We start from the raw sequence: 16461 nt of genomic DNA, 5'->3' as shown, positions 1-16461 counted from the left end.
ATAAAATGAAAAAAATAATTTTTAATATATTAATAATATTTGTTTTTATAACAGCTTTTTCTATAGACTTTAGCCCAGAAATGTTTAAAGAATTGGCAAATAATAAAAACGAAAAACCAATAATAAAGATTCCAACATTCACAAGAACTGAACTGAATAATGGCATGATAATTTATTTAATTGAAGATAATAGTCTTCCAATAATAGAAATGACAGGCTTTATAAAAGGCGGACTTTCTTTCGAAGATGATACTAATGCTGGAATAACCAGTATAATGGTTCAAATGATGAATAAAGGAAATAAGAATTATTCTGAATCTGATTTTTCTAAATTCAAAGAATTGAATGGAATTTCTTTATCCATGGATGTTAAAAATGATTATATATCTTTCGAAGGAAATGCTTTGAGCTCTGACAAAGAAAAGATGGTGGATTTATTAAAAGAAACACTTATAAATGTTGATTTTAATAAAGACTATCTTTTAAGAGTTTTACAAGAAAGCTATGCTTATTTAATGCAAGCAAGAACAAATGAAGATTCTATATCAAAAATGTATTTTTATAAAAATATTTATAATGATATACCATACAGTTATCAATATGATTTAAACCAAATCTTAATGAATATACAAACTATAACCCCAGATAAAATCATGGCTCATTATAATAAAAGTATTTCTCCAGATAAAATAATAGTTGCTATCTCAGGTGATTTTGAAACTAAAAAAATGCTAAATTATATATCAAATTCATTTTCAGATTGGAATAAAAAGAGTTCAAAAATCCCAGAATTCGAAAGAAAAGATAATTCTCAGCTAAATAATAAAATTCTTTTAATTAATAAACCAGATTCAACTCAAGCTAATATAATAATGGGATATAATTTTTACAAAAAAAATGAATTTAAAGATCGCATTCCTTTTACAATAGCTAATCAAATATATGGTTCAGGTGATTTTCAATGTAGACTTATGAAAGAACTCAGAACTAATAAAGGTCTTGTTTATGGAGTATATTCAAATTTTACAGAAAATATAAATGATGGAGTTTTTTCAATTTCTACTACAGTAAGGCCTGAAAAAACTTTTGAAGCAAGAAAAGATATAATAAAAATAATGAATGATATTAAAGAAAATAAGAATCCTATAAATGAAGATGAGGTTTTCCAGATAGTTAATATTTATAATGCTCTTTTACCTTCTTCTCTCAATGATAAGATTTCAATTATAAGATCTATAATTTCATCTTTAGATTTAAATAAAGAAAGATTGGATTATATGAATTATTTTATAAATGAATATAATAAATTGAATGCTGAAAAAGTACAAAAGTCTTTTGTGGAAAATACTTATCCTGAAAAATTCTTTACAGTTATAGTTGGAAACAAAGAACAAATCTTACCTGAATTTCAAAAAAATGGTATAGATATCGATATAATTGATTTAAATTAAAAAAAACTCCTTATTTAATAAGGAGTTTTTATTTTAAATTTTATTTTTTTTACCTTTTAAAGCTATTATTGCTACAGATAGTATTATAAAAACAGTTCCTATTAATTTCATATTATTTGGAATTTCATTTAAAAATAAATAAGCCATTATCATAGAAATAACTGGTTTCAAAAGGTATGAAAAAGAACCTTTTGATGCATCTAATACTTCAAAAGCTTTAAAGAAAGTTATATAAGCAATACCAGTTACGAATATACTTATATATGCCAACATCCATATAACATTAAAGCTTTCAATTTCAAATGTGAAAACAGGTATTTTGAATATGAGCAATACTATATAAAATATAATTGATGAAAGTAAAAATGAAAAAGTTACAAATATTATAGAAGGTATTTCTTTAACATATTTTTTTACTAAAACTGTATAAAGTGCAAAACTTATCGTAGCAAGCACCCCATATAAAAGTCCTAAAGTACTATCTCCAGAAGAATTGGACATCAATATAATGATTATACCTAAAGCTCCAACAGCCATTGATACAACCTTTCTTAATGTTATCTTTTCTTTCAGTATTAAAGAAGCAAGAATAACAACGAAAATTGGATTTGCCGATATTAAGATTGCTGCCGTAGAAGCATTTGAAAACTTTACAGATAATTGTAAAAGAGACATAGATAATACAGAGTTTAAACTTCCTATTAATCCCATTAAAACTAATGATTTAACTGTAAGTTTATAAGTTTTCATTTTTCCTGATATCAATAAAAATATTAATAAAACAAGTCCTCCAAAGAAAAATCTTAAAAAAGTTATTTGAAGAGGATCAAATACCCCTGCAAAAGGTTTTGTAACAACTTCTATGGTACTGAAGAAAAAAACTGTTATTAACAGATATACCCACCCTTTTAGTTGCGAACTCACCATACTCATCTCCTAAATTATATAATTAATAAATCTTTATCATATTTATTTAGAACTTCAACACCATTTTCAGTAACTAAAACAAGATCCTCTATTCTAACTCCAAGTATATTTTTTAAATAAATACCTGGTTCTATAGAAAATATCATTCCAGGTTTTAAAAGTATATCAATATTTTCATTTACATCTGGCCATTCATGAACTTCAATTCCTATGTTATGACCTGTTCTATGAGTAAAAAAATCTCCATATCCCTTTTTAGTTATAAAATCTCTAGCTGCTGCATCTATTTCTGAGAATTTCATACCTGGTTTAACCATTTCTATGGCTTTAAGATTTGCCTCTAAAACTATATTATAAATATCTTTTGCTTTTTGACCAGGGTCTCCAAAAAATACAGTTCTTGTCATATCTGAACAATAACCTTTGTATACACCACCCATGTCTATTAAAACATTAACTCCACTTTTCAAAGGTGTTTTATCTGAATCATGATGTGGTTCAGCTGCATTTTTACCATAAGCTATTAAAGGCGTAAATGAATTTCCAGATGCACCATGTTTCATTAAATTGGCCTCAACTGCTCTTGCTAAAAGTTTTTCTGGTAACATTTCAGGAACGAGTTTTATCATATCTTCCATTGCAAGATCATTGATATTGGATGATTCTCTCATCAAATTTATTTCATCAGAATCTTTTATAACTCTTAAATTATCTATCAAATAATTTCCAAGTTTGATTTCAATATTTTTTAATTTTTCTATAATTTTCACTAAAAATCTTGATTTTAATTCATTATCTACATATAAAATATTATTTTTTTCTATAAATTCACATATAAGATTTACAGGATCATTTTTATCTTCATATATATGTACATTAAATCCTTCAACTTCTTCAACACTAAAAAGTTTGTTTAAAAATATATCACACTTTCCTTCTTTTGTTATGAGTGCTCCTAAAAATCTTTCTCCAGGCTCTATCATCTTTCCAGTAAAATACTTTATATGATATGGAGATGTTAACAAAATCTGAGAAACTTTATTTTCATTCATTGCTTTTAACAATTTTTCCATTCTTTTGTTCAAAAAATTCGCCCCCTTTAATTAAATAATTAATACAATAAATATTATATATCATAAATCAAATTAAAAAAAGCCCCTTTTAAAAGGGCTTTTTTATTACAGGGGTTTGGTCCAACGCTAAAAAACATTCATTTTATAATACAATTATATACTCTATTTGTTACAAAAAAATAAAATTACACATCATTTTTTATATCTTTTATAATCTTACATGGATTACCAGCCGCAAAAACATTATCTGGAATATCCTTAGTAACTACGCTTCCAGAACCTATTACAGAATTATTTCCAATTTTTATTCCAGGATTTATTATAGCTCCACCACCAATCCAAACATTATCTCCTATTTCTATTGGAGCTGCAAGTTCATAACCAGAATTTCTTTTTTTAAATTCTAATGGATGATATGCAGTATATATATGTACTCCAGGACCAAACATCACATTATCTCCAATTTTCACAGTTGAACAATCGAGTATCACACAATCATAATTCATATAAAAATTTTCTCCAATGAAAATATTAAAACCATAATCAACTTTGAAATCAGGTTCTATATAAAAATTTTCTCCTGTTTTACCCAACAATTTTTTTAATATTTCTTTTCTCTTTTGAAACTCATCTATAGATGTTTTATTATATTCCTCAAACAAAAGTCTTGCATTTCTTCTTGCTTGAATTAAAAAAGGATCTCCAGATCTGTAAAGTTTGCCTTGAATCATATTTTCTAACTCTTTATTCATAAAAAATCTCCTTTCTTATTTTAATTTATGGTAAAATAAAAATATATACCGACATAAGGGGTGATTGTATGAAATGTGAATATGAACAAAAATTGGATAATAAAGTTTTATTAGTTAAAATATCTGGTGATTTTGATGTTTATTTTCATAAGCAAATTAAAGATGATTTAAATACTGCAATTGAAAGAGAAGGCTCAAGATATATAATTCTTGATTTTAAAAATTTAAATTATATAGACTCTTCTGGACTTGGATCATTGATTTCATTGATAAAAAATACCTCTTCTTTAAGTAAAAAATTATGTATAATATCCCCAAAATCAAATATATTAAAAATATTTGCACTAACCAAATTAGATCAGGTTTTGACTATATTTAAAGACTATGAAGAAGCCTTAAAATCTTATGAATTAAATTAAAATAAATATTTTCTTTATTTTATCTAATATACTTTTATCAACATTACAAAATTCTATAAGGTAATTTTCACTGCCACCAAATTCATTATTGAGTTTATCTATAACAAACTCAATGTTTTCTTTTTTCACATCTTGAAAAGATTTCAAATAGTCTTTTACTATGGTAGACTTATCAATACCCAATAAATCTAATAATATTGCTATAACTATCCCCGTTCTATCTTTTCCCGTTTCACAATGTATTATAAAATGTTCTTCATCTGCTTTTGAAATATGATTTTTGAATAAATCACCTATTATATATCTAAATTCTTTTAAAACATGATAATAGTTATTTTGTCTAATATTATCTGGATAATATTTTATTTCTTCAATATCATTCATATACAGGTTCACAACATATTTTTCTTTAAAATTATCTGAATAATCTTTCCCCCTTCTTTTTATATACCTCTTTATTTCTTGTTCACCACGTAAATCTATTATTTTTTTTATGTTATTTTTTGTCATAAAACTTTCAAGAAAAACTTCATCATAATTACTTAAAGATGAGCTTCTAAAAACATATCCATCATTTAAAATTACATTTGAAGATGCTTCATTTGGAACACTTGAAATATCTCTGAAATTAAAAAATATTGGATATTTTGTCCTTATATAGTTTACAACTCTTTCTATTTTTTTACTCTTATCATTTTCTATTTTTTTCATGAAAAAATCTATCAATTTATAAATTTTAGTATTTATTAAGTTAATATCTAATCCTTCTGAAATATTCATTATATCCTTTACAATTTCTTTATTTGTATCTTTATACCAAAGATCATAATCGAGTTTATCTTCTATAGAATAAATATTAAAAACAATGTTTATTAATTTTGAATATATTAAATAAGATTCCATAACATTGTTTGTATTAAGTTGAAGAAAAAAATTTTCTAATTCGTTTAAAAATGAATTTATCAATTTTTGATTATAATTTTCCTCATCAAAAAAAGGTCCTGTCATATCTCGCTTAAGATATACTATTTCATCGATAATAAAATTTTCTCTCTCGAGCATAAAAACATCTTCATAGTATTTATTTTTAAATTTAAAATTAATATTTATCCTTTCTTTTCTCGTTGTAAAAAAAGATATTTTATCTTCTTCTAAAATTTTATAAATAACATCAAAATAATCATTAATTCTATATTTTATATCAGAAAAAATTTCTTCTTTCAAATTAAAATTATCAGAATAAATTGTGATAAAAAAATTTTTAAAATAATCTGGTCTATTTATAGTATCGCCGTAATAAATAACGGCTTTTATTTCTTCATTTTTTCTAAAAAAATCATTTAAATCTTCAAGTAAACTATAAATTTTTTTCATATTTTCACCTCCATTTTTATAATTATATCATTTTTTAATAAAACAATATGGTTAGATATTACTTGACAAAGTTTATACTGTAATAGTATAATATTACAGAGGTGAGGATAATGTGGTTTTATATAGATTTTAATTCAAATACTCCTGTTTATCAACAAATAAAAAACAAAATCAAAGAACAAATAATAAACAAAAAACTCAATCCAGATGATCAAATCCCTTCTATAAGAGAAAATGCAAAAAATTTAGATGTGAATCTGAATACAGTTGCAAGAGCTTATAGAGAACTTGTTGCTGAAGGAGTCTTAGAGGTTATGAGGGGAAAAGGATACAAAGTAAAAGATTTGAATCAAGATGACTTTCAAAGTAAAAGAATCAAAGAGTTTGAGAAAATAGCTCATAATTGTAAAAACTCTGGTATTCCTTTCAAAAAATTGAAAAATGTGCTTGAGGATACTTTTAAGGATGTGAATAATAATGCAGATTAAAAATTTAAATAAAAAATATAATAATAAAATTATATTAGAAAATATCAATTTTGAAATAGAAACAGGTCATATTCTTTCGATAATTGGCCCTAATGGTGCTGGTAAAACAACTTTATTGAAAATAATTACTGGCTTGATAAAAAAATACGAAGGTGAAGTTTCGATAAATGATAATTTTGTTTATCTACCAGAAAATAAATCTCTTTATGAAAATTATAAAATCTCGAAAATATTCAAAATACTTCAAAAATATGATAATCGTTTTGATATAAATAAAGCAAAACAATTTTTAAATATTTTTGAATTAAATGATGATAAAATCATTAATTTATCTAATGGAAATAGATCTATACTATACAATATAATAATTTTGTCAACAAATGCAGATTTATATATATTAGACGAACCAGTAAATAATATAGACACTATAAAAAGAAATATGATCTTTAAATTTTTTAGAGATTTAACTTTTAACAATAAATCAATAATTTATACAAGTCATATACTAACAGAAGTAGAAAAATTAGCAGATAAAACCATAATACTGAATAAAGGTAAAATAATTGAAAATTCATCAATAGATGATTTAAAAGAAAATTATGTGGCAGTAGTTTCAAATATCCCAAAAGGATATTTTTATAAAAAAGCAGGAAATTCAAATGTTTATATTGTAAAAAAAGATCAATTAAAAAATGAAGAATATGAGAATATTTCTTTTGACATAATCTTTGAAGCTCTGATAAGAGGTGAACATAATGTATAAAGAATTTTTAGATTCAAAAAGAAGATTAATAATATCTATTTCTTTACTTTTATCTTTTTTCTTTTTATTATTAATATTTAAAGAAAAAACTATACAAGTTTTAAATCAAAATAAAGAAGCATTAAAAGCTTTTTCAAGTATGATTCAAATAGAAAAACTTAGGAATTTAGATTTTTTTATTAAAACTCAATGGTATGGAAAAAACTTTGGACAATTTTTACCTTTAATAGCTTTAATATTTTCTTATAGTGTTTTTTCAAAAGAATTTGAAAAAAAGACTTTTGATTTTTTGATAACAAGAAAATCAAGAAAAAATATTTTTATAAAAAAAGTATCCTCTATATATATAAACTTTGTTTTGATTAATATAATATTTTTTATTATTTCTATAATTACATTATCTATGAGTAGTTTTGATTTTCAAATAATTGATTATTTTAAGATTTTTATCCAACAAACGATTATAAGCTCATTAATAATTCCAATAGCAGTTTTGATTTCTATAATTACTCAAACACAAATAAAAAGTTTTATTATCCCATTGACAATAATTTTTTTATGTCTTACATTATATTTTTTACCGAATGTAAAAATAAAAACACCATATAATTTTATATTAGATCCAAAATTAATAATCAAAAATGAAATGGATTTTTTGCCTATAATTCTTTCAATATTATTTTCTATTTTTTTAATATTTTTTTCATTAAAAATCTTTGAAAAAAAAGATTTTTAAAGGGAGGTAAAAACTATGATAAAAATAAAAAATCTTGAAAAAACTTATAACAATAACTTTAAAGCTGTAAAAAATATGAATCTCGAAGTAAAAAAAGGTGAAATTTTTGGATTTTTAGGCCCTAATGGTGCTGGTAAAACAACTACAATAAAGATGATAACTGGAATAATTCAGCCGAGTTCAGGTGAAATTTTTGTAAATGGTTTGAATATAAAAAAAGACCCTTTAAAGATAAAACAAAGTATTGGATATGTTTCAGATGAACCTTTATTAATGGAAAAATTAAAAGGTATTGAATATATAAAATTCATTTGTGATATGTTTGAAGTTCCACCTTTAGAAAGAGAAAATAGACTTGAAAAATTACTAAAACATTTTAAATTGGGAGAAGCTATAAACAACCCAATATCTTCTTATTCACATGGTATGAAACAAAAGTTATCTTTAATATCAACATTAATTCATAATCCAGATCTTTGGATTTTAGATGAGCCTATAGTTGGATTAGATCCAGAATCTGCTTTTATATTAAAAAAAATGATGAAAAATCATACGCAAAATAATAAAACTGTCTTTTTTTCGACTCATATAATGGAAATAGCTGAAAAAGTTTGCGATAGAATAGCTATAATAAATAAAGGTGAAATCATATTTATGGGTACTATTGAACAATTAAAAGAAAATAAAGGAAATGAAAGCCTTGAAGATTTATTCTTGGAGGTGACAGAAAGTGAAAGCGAAAAAATTGATTTCTCTTATCTCGACTGAGATAAATTCACATTATTCTATATCAAAAAATATTTATTCATTCAAAAATGAAAAAAGCCAAAGAATCAATTTAATAGCCATAACTGTAGCAATAATAGTATCAATAATCTCTATAATTCCTTTGTACAGTCAAATACTTCGAAGTTATTATACCGTATTTAAAACTATTAATTCTCCAGAATCATTGTTAACAATGGCATCTATGTTGAGTGGAATAATCGGAATAATTGTGGGTATGCTTACTATTACAGGTAATTTATTTTTATCAAAAAAAAATAATTTACTTTTAACACTTCCAATAACTCAAAATGAAATCATCATTTCAAAACTATCAACAGCATATTTAGATCAAATCATAATATCTACAATAATAATATTACCAACTTTTATATATTATGGAATAAATGAAAAGGCCAATATCTTTTTTTATATAAGTATGATAATAGTATATTTATTATCTCAAATATTCGCAATTTCTTTAATAACAATTGTTTCGATGATAACAAGTGGTATATTCATAAAATCAAAAAATAAAGAATTTTATATATTAATAGTATCTTTTTTGATAATAATATCTTTATTTTTCATCAGTTATATCATAAATCAAGATATAAACTCAAAATTAATTTCACCTCAAGATCTCTCAAATATGTCAAAATATTCTGAAAGTATTAATCAAGGAATTTCTTTATACTATCCTCCAGTAATATTAATATCAAAAATATTCTCAGATAATATAAATATAATATGGCTTTTTTTATATATATTATTAAATATATCATTATTATATTTATCTATTTTAATAAGCAAACCATTTTATTTTAAATTCTTAAAATCCAATAAAGGGCATTCAATATCAAATAAAAAATATAAAAATTCTTCATTAAAAAAGGAAAATAGTAAAACTATCGCATTATTTAAAAGAGAATGGAATAATTTTATGAGAACACCATCTTTTTCAGTAAATGGATTTGCAAATATTCTCGTTTTTCCAATAATGCTAATACTATTTACATTAGTCTTTAAAAATAGTGATGATCAAGATATAAAAATGATACAAGATTTGATTAAAAATGCAGGGAATTATATTTTACCAATAGGAACTATATTAGCTGCATTATCAGCATCTATAAACGGTATTTCTTATTCCATTTTTTCAAGAGAAGGGACTTCTTTCGGAGAATTAAAAATCATTCCAGCATCAACAATGCAAATAATAAATTCAAAATTAATACATATAAATGTATTTGCCTCTGTCCCTATAATAATCGTTACTATTTTAATAAGCTATATAGGATCTTTTTCTTTCATAAAAATTTTAATGATGTTCATAACCTCTTTTTCTATCGTAACAACTTTAAATTTAATACAAATGATAGTAGATACAATAAATCCTAATTTGAAATGGGATAATCCACAAAAAGCAATGAAAGGAAATTTAAATGGTTTATTTGCTATGTTAATAGTATTTGGATATTGTGCTTTATTATCTTTTATAGGTGCAACTATACTTAAAAATTTATCTCCAAATCTATTAACGATAATTTCTCTGATATTAAATATATCAATAAGTATCTTTTTGTACAAATTATTATTAAATAAAACACAAAAACTTTTGAGTAAAGATTAAAAAAGGAACAAATCTAAAGATTTGTTCCTTTTTTTATATTTCAAATTTATCTATTAAAGATTTAAGTTTTACTGTATATTCCAATAACTTTTCAGCACTTTCACTTTCTTTATTTAAATTATCAGTTTGTTTATCTAAATCTTCGGAAGTACTTTCAAGTTTTTCACTTACATCTGATACATGTTTAGTTATATCATCAATAGAAATATTTATACTTTCAACACTTGATGCTTGTTCTTGAGCAGAAGCTGTAACATTTTCTATTATTTCATCTAGTTTTTTTATATCTTCCTTTATATTTTTAAATTTATCCATAACTTCAAAAGATTTTTTTTCAACGATTAATATCTTTTCTTTTGTTTGAAATGTTTTATTATTAGAATTAGAAATAGAACTTCTTATATTTTCTACTATATTTCCTATTTGATTTGTAGCTTTCTTACTTTCATCCGCTAAAACTCTTATTTCATCAGCAACTACTGAAAATCCTTTTCCCGCTTCTCCAGCACGAGCTGCTTCAATTGCCGCATTCAATGCAAGTAAGTTTGTTTGCTCTGTTATAGAACTTATAACTTCGACAACTTTGACTATTTCTTCTGCATCCTTTAATGTTTTCGTTGAAATATCTTCAGCTTCTTGTGACTTTAAAACTGCTTCTTTTATAGAACCAGCAGTTAAATCTATTATTTCTTGACCTTCATCAGATTTATCTTTAGTACTTTCAGCTATATTCATTATCTTTTCTACTACAGAACTCAAAGTTTCTGCACTCGCTGAAAGTTCTTCCATAGAAGAGTTAACTTCTTCAATAGCTCCTGTAGCATCTTGTAAAGATGTACTTATATTATCAACTTTATCATTTATTCTGTCTATAGATGCCGTACTTTCTTGAGACATTGAAGACAATTCTGAAGATTTTTCTGTATTAAATTCTACACTGTCCATTATAGAATTAACAACTTCTTTTAAATTGTTAGCCATAAAAGAAAGAGATTCTTGAATATCTCCTATCTCATCATTATAAGTTTTTTTAAATTGGACTGTAAGATCTCCTTTACCAAATTTAATAACTTTTTGTGAAAGTTTTTTTAATGGTTTTCTTATGTAATAAGTTATAAAAAAAGAAGTCAAAAAAGCTATTAAAATACTAATTATAAAAAGTATAATGAGATTTCTCATGGTTGAATTATTATTGTCTATTATATTATTTTCTATATTTTCTCTTTCTTTTAAAAGTCTTGAATTCTCTAAATTAATAAAATCAGAAACTTTTTTACTTATAACTTTCATATTTTCAACTGACTTTTCAAAACTTTCTTTGTCTTTAGCATTCATAAGTTCTTTAAAATATTTTTCAAAATCATTTATATATTTCTTAAATTTGTTTAAATTAGAAAGCTCTTCTGAATCATTCGCTAAAAATATTTCTGCTTTATTCAAAGAATCTAAAAGATTATCAAATTCTTTTTTTAATTCTAATTTAGAATTTTCGTCTTTATTTATAAAAAAGTCTTTCATCTTACCCTCAATTGTCAAAAAACTAAAATTAAGTTCATTTGAAATATCGAGTTTATCAGAAATATAATTAAATTCATCAAATGATCTATTAGAATCATATAAAGCTCTTAAATCTATTATCACTCCAATCAAAAAAATTACTATTACTATTAAAAAGCCTAAAAATATTCTTTGTCCAACACTTTTAATCAATTTAACCCACCTCCAATGTTTATAAATTCAAATATTAAGATTTATAAATTCATACTTTTTATTATATCATTCGATAATTAAACAATTGCATATTATTTCTTTAAATTCAATTAAGCTTAAAAATACGATTTTAAAATTAAATTAATGATAAAATACTTAATAAAAATAGAAATATGTTGTATAATAATAAAGTGTATATATTTAGTTCAAATTTTTTAATCAAAAATTAAAGTAAATAAATAATAATACTACTAAGAAAGTAAACAAGACTCAGGAGGTAAAACACATGGCAGAAAACAATAACAACCCAAAAATGTTTAATATATTATGGGTCTATATAATTCTTATACTCATTTTCTTCTTTGCTATAAATAGCCTTACAAAATCTCCTATTCAAGAACTTGATTATTCTCAACTCATAAGAATGATTAATAATAATCAAATAGTAAAGCTAAATATTGAAAATACTGGTATAGTAAAGGCAGAAACTAAAGAAGGATTAAAATATGATATATTCGCTCCAACAATGCTTTATGATAAAGAATATGTCATGGCTATGGCCAATACAGGTATAGAAGTAACCTATACTAAAAGTATAACTTCTTCATGGTGGGTTGGACTTATAAGTTCTTTATTCCCTATAATAATATTAATACTGTTCTGGTTCTGGATGCTAAAACCTATGATGGGTGGAAGTGGAAAGTCTGGAGGATTCCCTTTCAGTAAAAATCTTGCAAGAAAGTACGATCCTTCAAAAAATAAAATAACTTTTGATAAAGTAGCTGGAATAGATGAAGCTAAAGAAGAATTAAAAGATATAGTACAATATTTAAAAGATCCAAAATCATTCAACACTTTAGGGGCAAGAATGCCTAAAGGTGTAATACTCGTTGGGCCTCCTGGTACTGGGAAAACTTTAACAGCAAGAGCTGTTGCAGGTGAAGCTGGTGTTCCATTTTTTTATATAAGTGGTTCTGATTTTGTTGAATTATATGTGGGAGTTGGAGCATCACGTGTTAGAGAACTTTTCAAACAAGCTAAAGAAAATTCACCAGCAATAATATTCATAGATGAAATAGATGCTGTTGGTAGGCAAAGAGGTGCCGGACTTGGTGGTGGAAATGATGAAAGAGAACAAACTTTAAACTCTTTACTTGTTGAAATGGATGGTTTTGATGATGATGTCGGCGTAGTCGTAATGGCCGCAACAAATAGACCTGATATACTGGATAAGGCACTATTAAGACCTGGAAGATTTGATAAAAAAGTTGTTATCGATGGTCCAGATTTAGAAGGAAGAGAAGAAATACTAAAAGTCCACATAAGAGGAAAGAAAATAGCTCCAGATGTAGACTTAAAAACTCTAGCAAAAAGAACTCCTGGATTTGTTGGAGCAGATCTCGAAAACCTCATAAATGAAGGTGCTTTATTGGCAATAAGAAATAAAAATACTTATATAACGATGGAAGATTTAGAAGAAGCTATTGAAAGAGTTATGGCAGGACCAGAAAGAAAATCAAGAATAATATCTGAAAAAGAAAAGAAAATACTAACTTATCATGAATTAGGACATGCATTCTTGGGTTATTTATTACCTAATTCAGATCCTGTTCATAAAATAACAATTGTTCCAAGAGGACATTCTGCATTAGGATATACTCTTCAACTACCAGAAGAAGATAAATTCTTGATTAGCAGATCCGAACTATATGATAGAATTACCATAGCCCTTGGTGGAAGAGCTGCAGAACAATTGATATTTGATTCAATAACAACTGGAGCTGGTGATGATTTAAAAAAGGCTACAAAATATGCCAAAATGATGATATCTAAACTTGGAATGAGTGAAAAAATGGGTCCTATGGTCTGGCAAGATGATGATGATGAAGTATTCTTGGGAAAAGAATTGACCAGATCTAAAAATTATTCTGATGAAACCGCCAAATCAATAGACGGCGAAATTAAAAATATAATTAATAAATGTTATACTCTTGCATTAAAAATACTTGAAGAAAACAAACAAAGATTAGATTTGATAGCAACTTATCTCTATAAAGTAGAAAATATAAGTGGTGAAAAATTTAAAGAACTTATGGAAATGGACTTGTATTCTCTTGAAACAAAAATTAAATTTGATGAATCTGTATAAATAAAATAAGAAAGTGATTCTTTTTTAAAAGAATCACTTTTTTTACTGGATTTTTTATGTTAAATATAGTAAAATTAAATTACTATTCAGTTAATATTATTTGTTTTTTTATTTTTAACTATACATAAAAATATTTTAGGAGATGATAATATGAGTATAAAAATTAAAAACATTTTATCCATATCCATAGGTATATTAATATTATTTATATTAATATTATTTAGTAATATAAGCTTTTATAATTCAAAAAGAGAAAATGTTGAAACACTCCTAACTTCAACAAATCAACTAATAAAAAGTAATTTCGAAAATTTTTTTGAAAATACTTCAGAATCATTGACTTTTTTTGCCAATGATGCAAATGTAAAAGGAGCTCTTTCAAAAACAGATGAAGAAAATGCTTGGATGCTAAAAATATTTGATAATATAGTTAAAAATCATACAAATATATTAAATGCTTATATTGGATTAGAGGATAAAAGATTTTATATAAAACCAGATCAAAAAATGCCTGATGGGTATGATCCTACAATACGACCTTGGTATATCAATTCTTTAAAAAATAAAGGGACTGTTCAAATTTCAGAACCTTATGAAGATGCTTCTTCAAAACAAATACTAATATCATTATCTTTAGATGTTACAGATCAAAGTGGAAATTTTATAGGAGTAATAGCTTTTGATTTGAGAATGGATAAATTGGCTAAAGCTTTAACAGAATACAAAAAATTTAACTCTCAATATTCATATTTACTAAATGAAAGGGGAATAACTTTATTACATGCCGATAGGACAAAAATCGGTGGAGATATATCAGATAATGATCTATTTAAAAAAGCTACCGAACCGATGGGTTTTATTGAATATGAATATGAAGGAGATAAAAAAATTGTTTTTTATGAAAAATCTGATGTAAAAGATTGGATATATTATACTGTTGTTGATTCAAAAGAGGTAATGCAAGATCCTACTTCCTCATTAATAATAAATTTGTCTATAACTGTTATAACAACTATAGCAATAATAGTATTTATATTATTCACATCAAATAAATTTATAACAAAACCACTACATATTTTATCTGAAAAGATAAGTAAATTTGGTAAAGGTGACTTAAATACAGTATTTGATTATAAAACAAAAGATGAAATAGGAAAAATTTCTAATGTATTAGAAGAAATGAAATCAAATTTAACCAAAATAGTATCTACAATTCTCGAATCTGGTGAACAAACAAACAAATCAGCAGAAGATTTATCGGCATTAGCAGTAGAATTTTCTACAACATCACAAGAACTCGCTGAAAAAGTTTCAAGTATAAGAGATGGAGCTTCAAATGTTTCAGCAAATGTTGAAGAAGTTAGTTCTGGAGTAGAAGAAGTAGCCTCTTCTGCAACATTAATTTCACAAGCAGCTCAAGAATTAAATGATTCTGCATCAAAATCCGAATTATCTGCAAATGAAGGATCTAAAACTATAGATAAAATAAAAGAAATAATAAAAGAAGCTGTATCAGAATCAAAAAATACAGAAAAAAATGTAAATAAACTATCTTCAAACGCTGAAAATGTAGGTAGCATAGTGGAAACAATAAATTCAATTACAGAACAAACAAACTTACTTGCATTAAACGCTGCAATTGAAGCAGCTCGTGCTGGAGAAGCAGGAAAAGGTTTTGCTGTAGTTGCGGATGAAATAAGAAAATTAGCTGAAGAATCAAGAAAAGCTACTGAAAAAATAGGGGATATATTAAATGACATAAAAAATGGAACTATAGATGTAGATAATTCAACAAAAAATGTTGTAAATGTAATAGAAAATATCTCAACATCTATGATAGATTTATCAAGTAAATTTGAAATAATACAAACAAGTGTTGAAGAAATGAATTCAGGAATTCAAAATCTTACCGCAAGTAGTCAAGAACAATCAGCCTCAGCAGAAGAAATGAGTTCAGCTATGGTCAATGTAACAAAATTAATAGAAGAAATTTCTGATCAAATAACCGAAGCTTCTGAAGGAATTAATAATCAATCTGATGGTTCAAATAATGTCAGTGCAAGTGCTCAAGAATTATCTGCACTTTCTGAACAATTATTAGAGCAAATAAAATTCTTTAAATTATAATTTATCAAAAAAGGCATATTTTAATATGCCTTTTTTTTATAAATATTTTATATTTAATAATTTTAAATATAGAATTAATCTATTATTGTTAAAA

General features: G+C 24.7%; 14 protein-coding genes. 9 read left to right on the top strand and 5 right to left on the bottom strand.

Annotated features, from left to right (window positions below; translation table 11 throughout):
• The first annotated feature begins 5 nt into the window (after positions 1 to 5).
• Positions 6 to 1451, top strand: coding sequence for a M16 family metallopeptidase (locus C7380_RS10170; RefSeq protein WP_109605550.1), 1446 nt, complete (start codon positions 6 to 8; stop codon positions 1449 to 1451).
• A gap of 33 nt (positions 1452 to 1484) precedes the next feature.
• Here the strand turns inward: C7380_RS10170 and C7380_RS10165 are convergent, their stop codons facing one another.
• The 3 genes from C7380_RS10165 to C7380_RS13865 all read right to left on the bottom strand — a co-directional run bounded on the left by C7380_RS10165 (position 1485) and on the right by C7380_RS13865 (position 4203).
• Positions 1485 to 2375, bottom strand: a complete 891-nt coding sequence (locus C7380_RS10165; protein ID WP_158274873.1) for a DMT family transporter — start codon at positions 2373 to 2375, stop codon at positions 1485 to 1487.
• 17 nt (positions 2376 to 2392) lie between these two features.
• On the bottom strand, positions 2393 to 3463 hold the full coding sequence (locus tag C7380_RS10160) for a M24 family metallopeptidase (protein WP_240597600.1): 1071 nt from the start codon (positions 3461 to 3463) through the stop codon (positions 2393 to 2395).
• Between the two features lie 173 nt (positions 3464 to 3636).
• Positions 3637 to 4203, bottom strand: coding sequence for a sugar O-acetyltransferase (locus C7380_RS13865; RefSeq protein WP_109605546.1), 567 nt, complete (start codon positions 4201 to 4203; stop codon positions 3637 to 3639).
• Positions 4204 to 4271: 68 nt separating this feature from the next.
• Between C7380_RS13865 and C7380_RS10150 the strand changes: the two genes are divergently transcribed.
• Complete coding sequence (locus C7380_RS10150) at positions 4272 to 4622, top strand: STAS domain-containing protein (RefSeq protein ID WP_109605544.1); 351 nt, start codon at positions 4272 to 4274, stop codon at positions 4620 to 4622.
• Here the strand turns inward: C7380_RS10150 and C7380_RS10145 are convergent.
• Complete coding sequence (locus C7380_RS10145; protein ID WP_109605541.1) at positions 4614 to 5996, bottom strand: tyrosine-protein phosphatase; 1383 nt, start codon at positions 5994 to 5996, stop codon at positions 4614 to 4616. The two genes, C7380_RS10150 and C7380_RS10145, sit on opposite strands and share 9 nt — an antisense overlap.
• Before the next feature lie 110 nt (positions 5997 to 6106).
• Here C7380_RS10145 and C7380_RS10140 point away from each other — a divergent pair, with 110 nt between their 5' ends.
• From C7380_RS10140 to C7380_RS10120, 5 genes are read left to right on the top strand one after another with little or no spacing between them, the layout of a single operon-like run.
• A complete protein-coding gene (locus C7380_RS10140) occupies positions 6107 to 6484 on the top strand; it encodes a GntR family transcriptional regulator (RefSeq protein ID WP_109605539.1) in 378 nt (125 codons plus the stop codon).
• Positions 6474 to 7247 (top strand): ATP-binding cassette domain-containing protein, encoded by a 774-nt coding sequence (locus C7380_RS10135; protein WP_109605537.1) that lies wholly within the window; start codon positions 6474 to 6476, stop codon positions 7245 to 7247. Before C7380_RS10140 ends, C7380_RS10135 begins: the two co-directional genes overlap by 11 nt.
• Positions 7240 to 7983, top strand: coding sequence for an ABC transporter permease subunit (locus C7380_RS10130; RefSeq protein ID WP_109605536.1), 744 nt, complete (start codon positions 7240 to 7242; stop codon positions 7981 to 7983). Before C7380_RS10135 ends, C7380_RS10130 begins: the two co-directional genes overlap by 8 nt.
• 15 nt (positions 7984 to 7998) lie before the next feature.
• A complete protein-coding gene (locus C7380_RS10125; RefSeq protein ID WP_109605534.1) occupies positions 7999 to 8751 on the top strand; it encodes an ABC transporter ATP-binding protein in 753 nt (250 codons plus the stop codon).
• Positions 8714 to 10381: a putative ABC transporter permease subunit gene (locus C7380_RS10120; RefSeq protein ID WP_109605532.1), complete on the top strand. Its 1668-nt coding sequence runs from the start codon at positions 8714 to 8716 to the stop codon at positions 10379 to 10381. Before C7380_RS10125 ends, C7380_RS10120 begins: the two co-directional genes overlap by 38 nt.
• Before the next feature lie 33 nt (positions 10382 to 10414).
• On the opposite strand, the gene C7380_RS10115 is transcribed toward C7380_RS10120, so the two are convergent.
• On the bottom strand, positions 10415 to 12091 hold the full coding sequence (locus C7380_RS10115) for a methyl-accepting chemotaxis protein (protein ID WP_109605530.1): 1677 nt from the start codon (positions 12089 to 12091) through the stop codon (positions 10415 to 10417).
• Between the two features lie 286 nt (positions 12092 to 12377).
• On the opposite strand from C7380_RS10115, the gene ftsH reads away from it, so the two are divergent.
• Together ftsH and C7380_RS10105 are read left to right on the top strand one after the other, a co-directional pair.
• Positions 12378 to 14240 carry an ATP-dependent zinc metalloprotease FtsH gene (gene ftsH, locus C7380_RS10110; RefSeq protein WP_109605528.1) on the top strand — a complete coding sequence of 621 codons (1863 nt, stop codon included), beginning with the start codon at positions 12378 to 12380 and terminating at the stop codon, positions 14238 to 14240.
• A 150-nt stretch (positions 14241 to 14390) separates the two neighbouring features.
• A complete protein-coding gene (locus C7380_RS10105) occupies positions 14391 to 16367 on the top strand; it encodes a methyl-accepting chemotaxis protein (RefSeq protein WP_109605526.1) in 1977 nt (658 codons plus the stop codon).
• Positions 16368 to 16461 lie beyond the last annotated feature (94 nt).

It is taken from the genome of Oceanotoga teriensis, assembly GCF_003148465.1.
Classification (GTDB): Bacteria; Thermotogota; Thermotogae; order Petrotogales; family Petrotogaceae; genus Oceanotoga; species Oceanotoga teriensis.
This window is presented reverse-complemented; position numbering and strand designations above follow the sequence as displayed.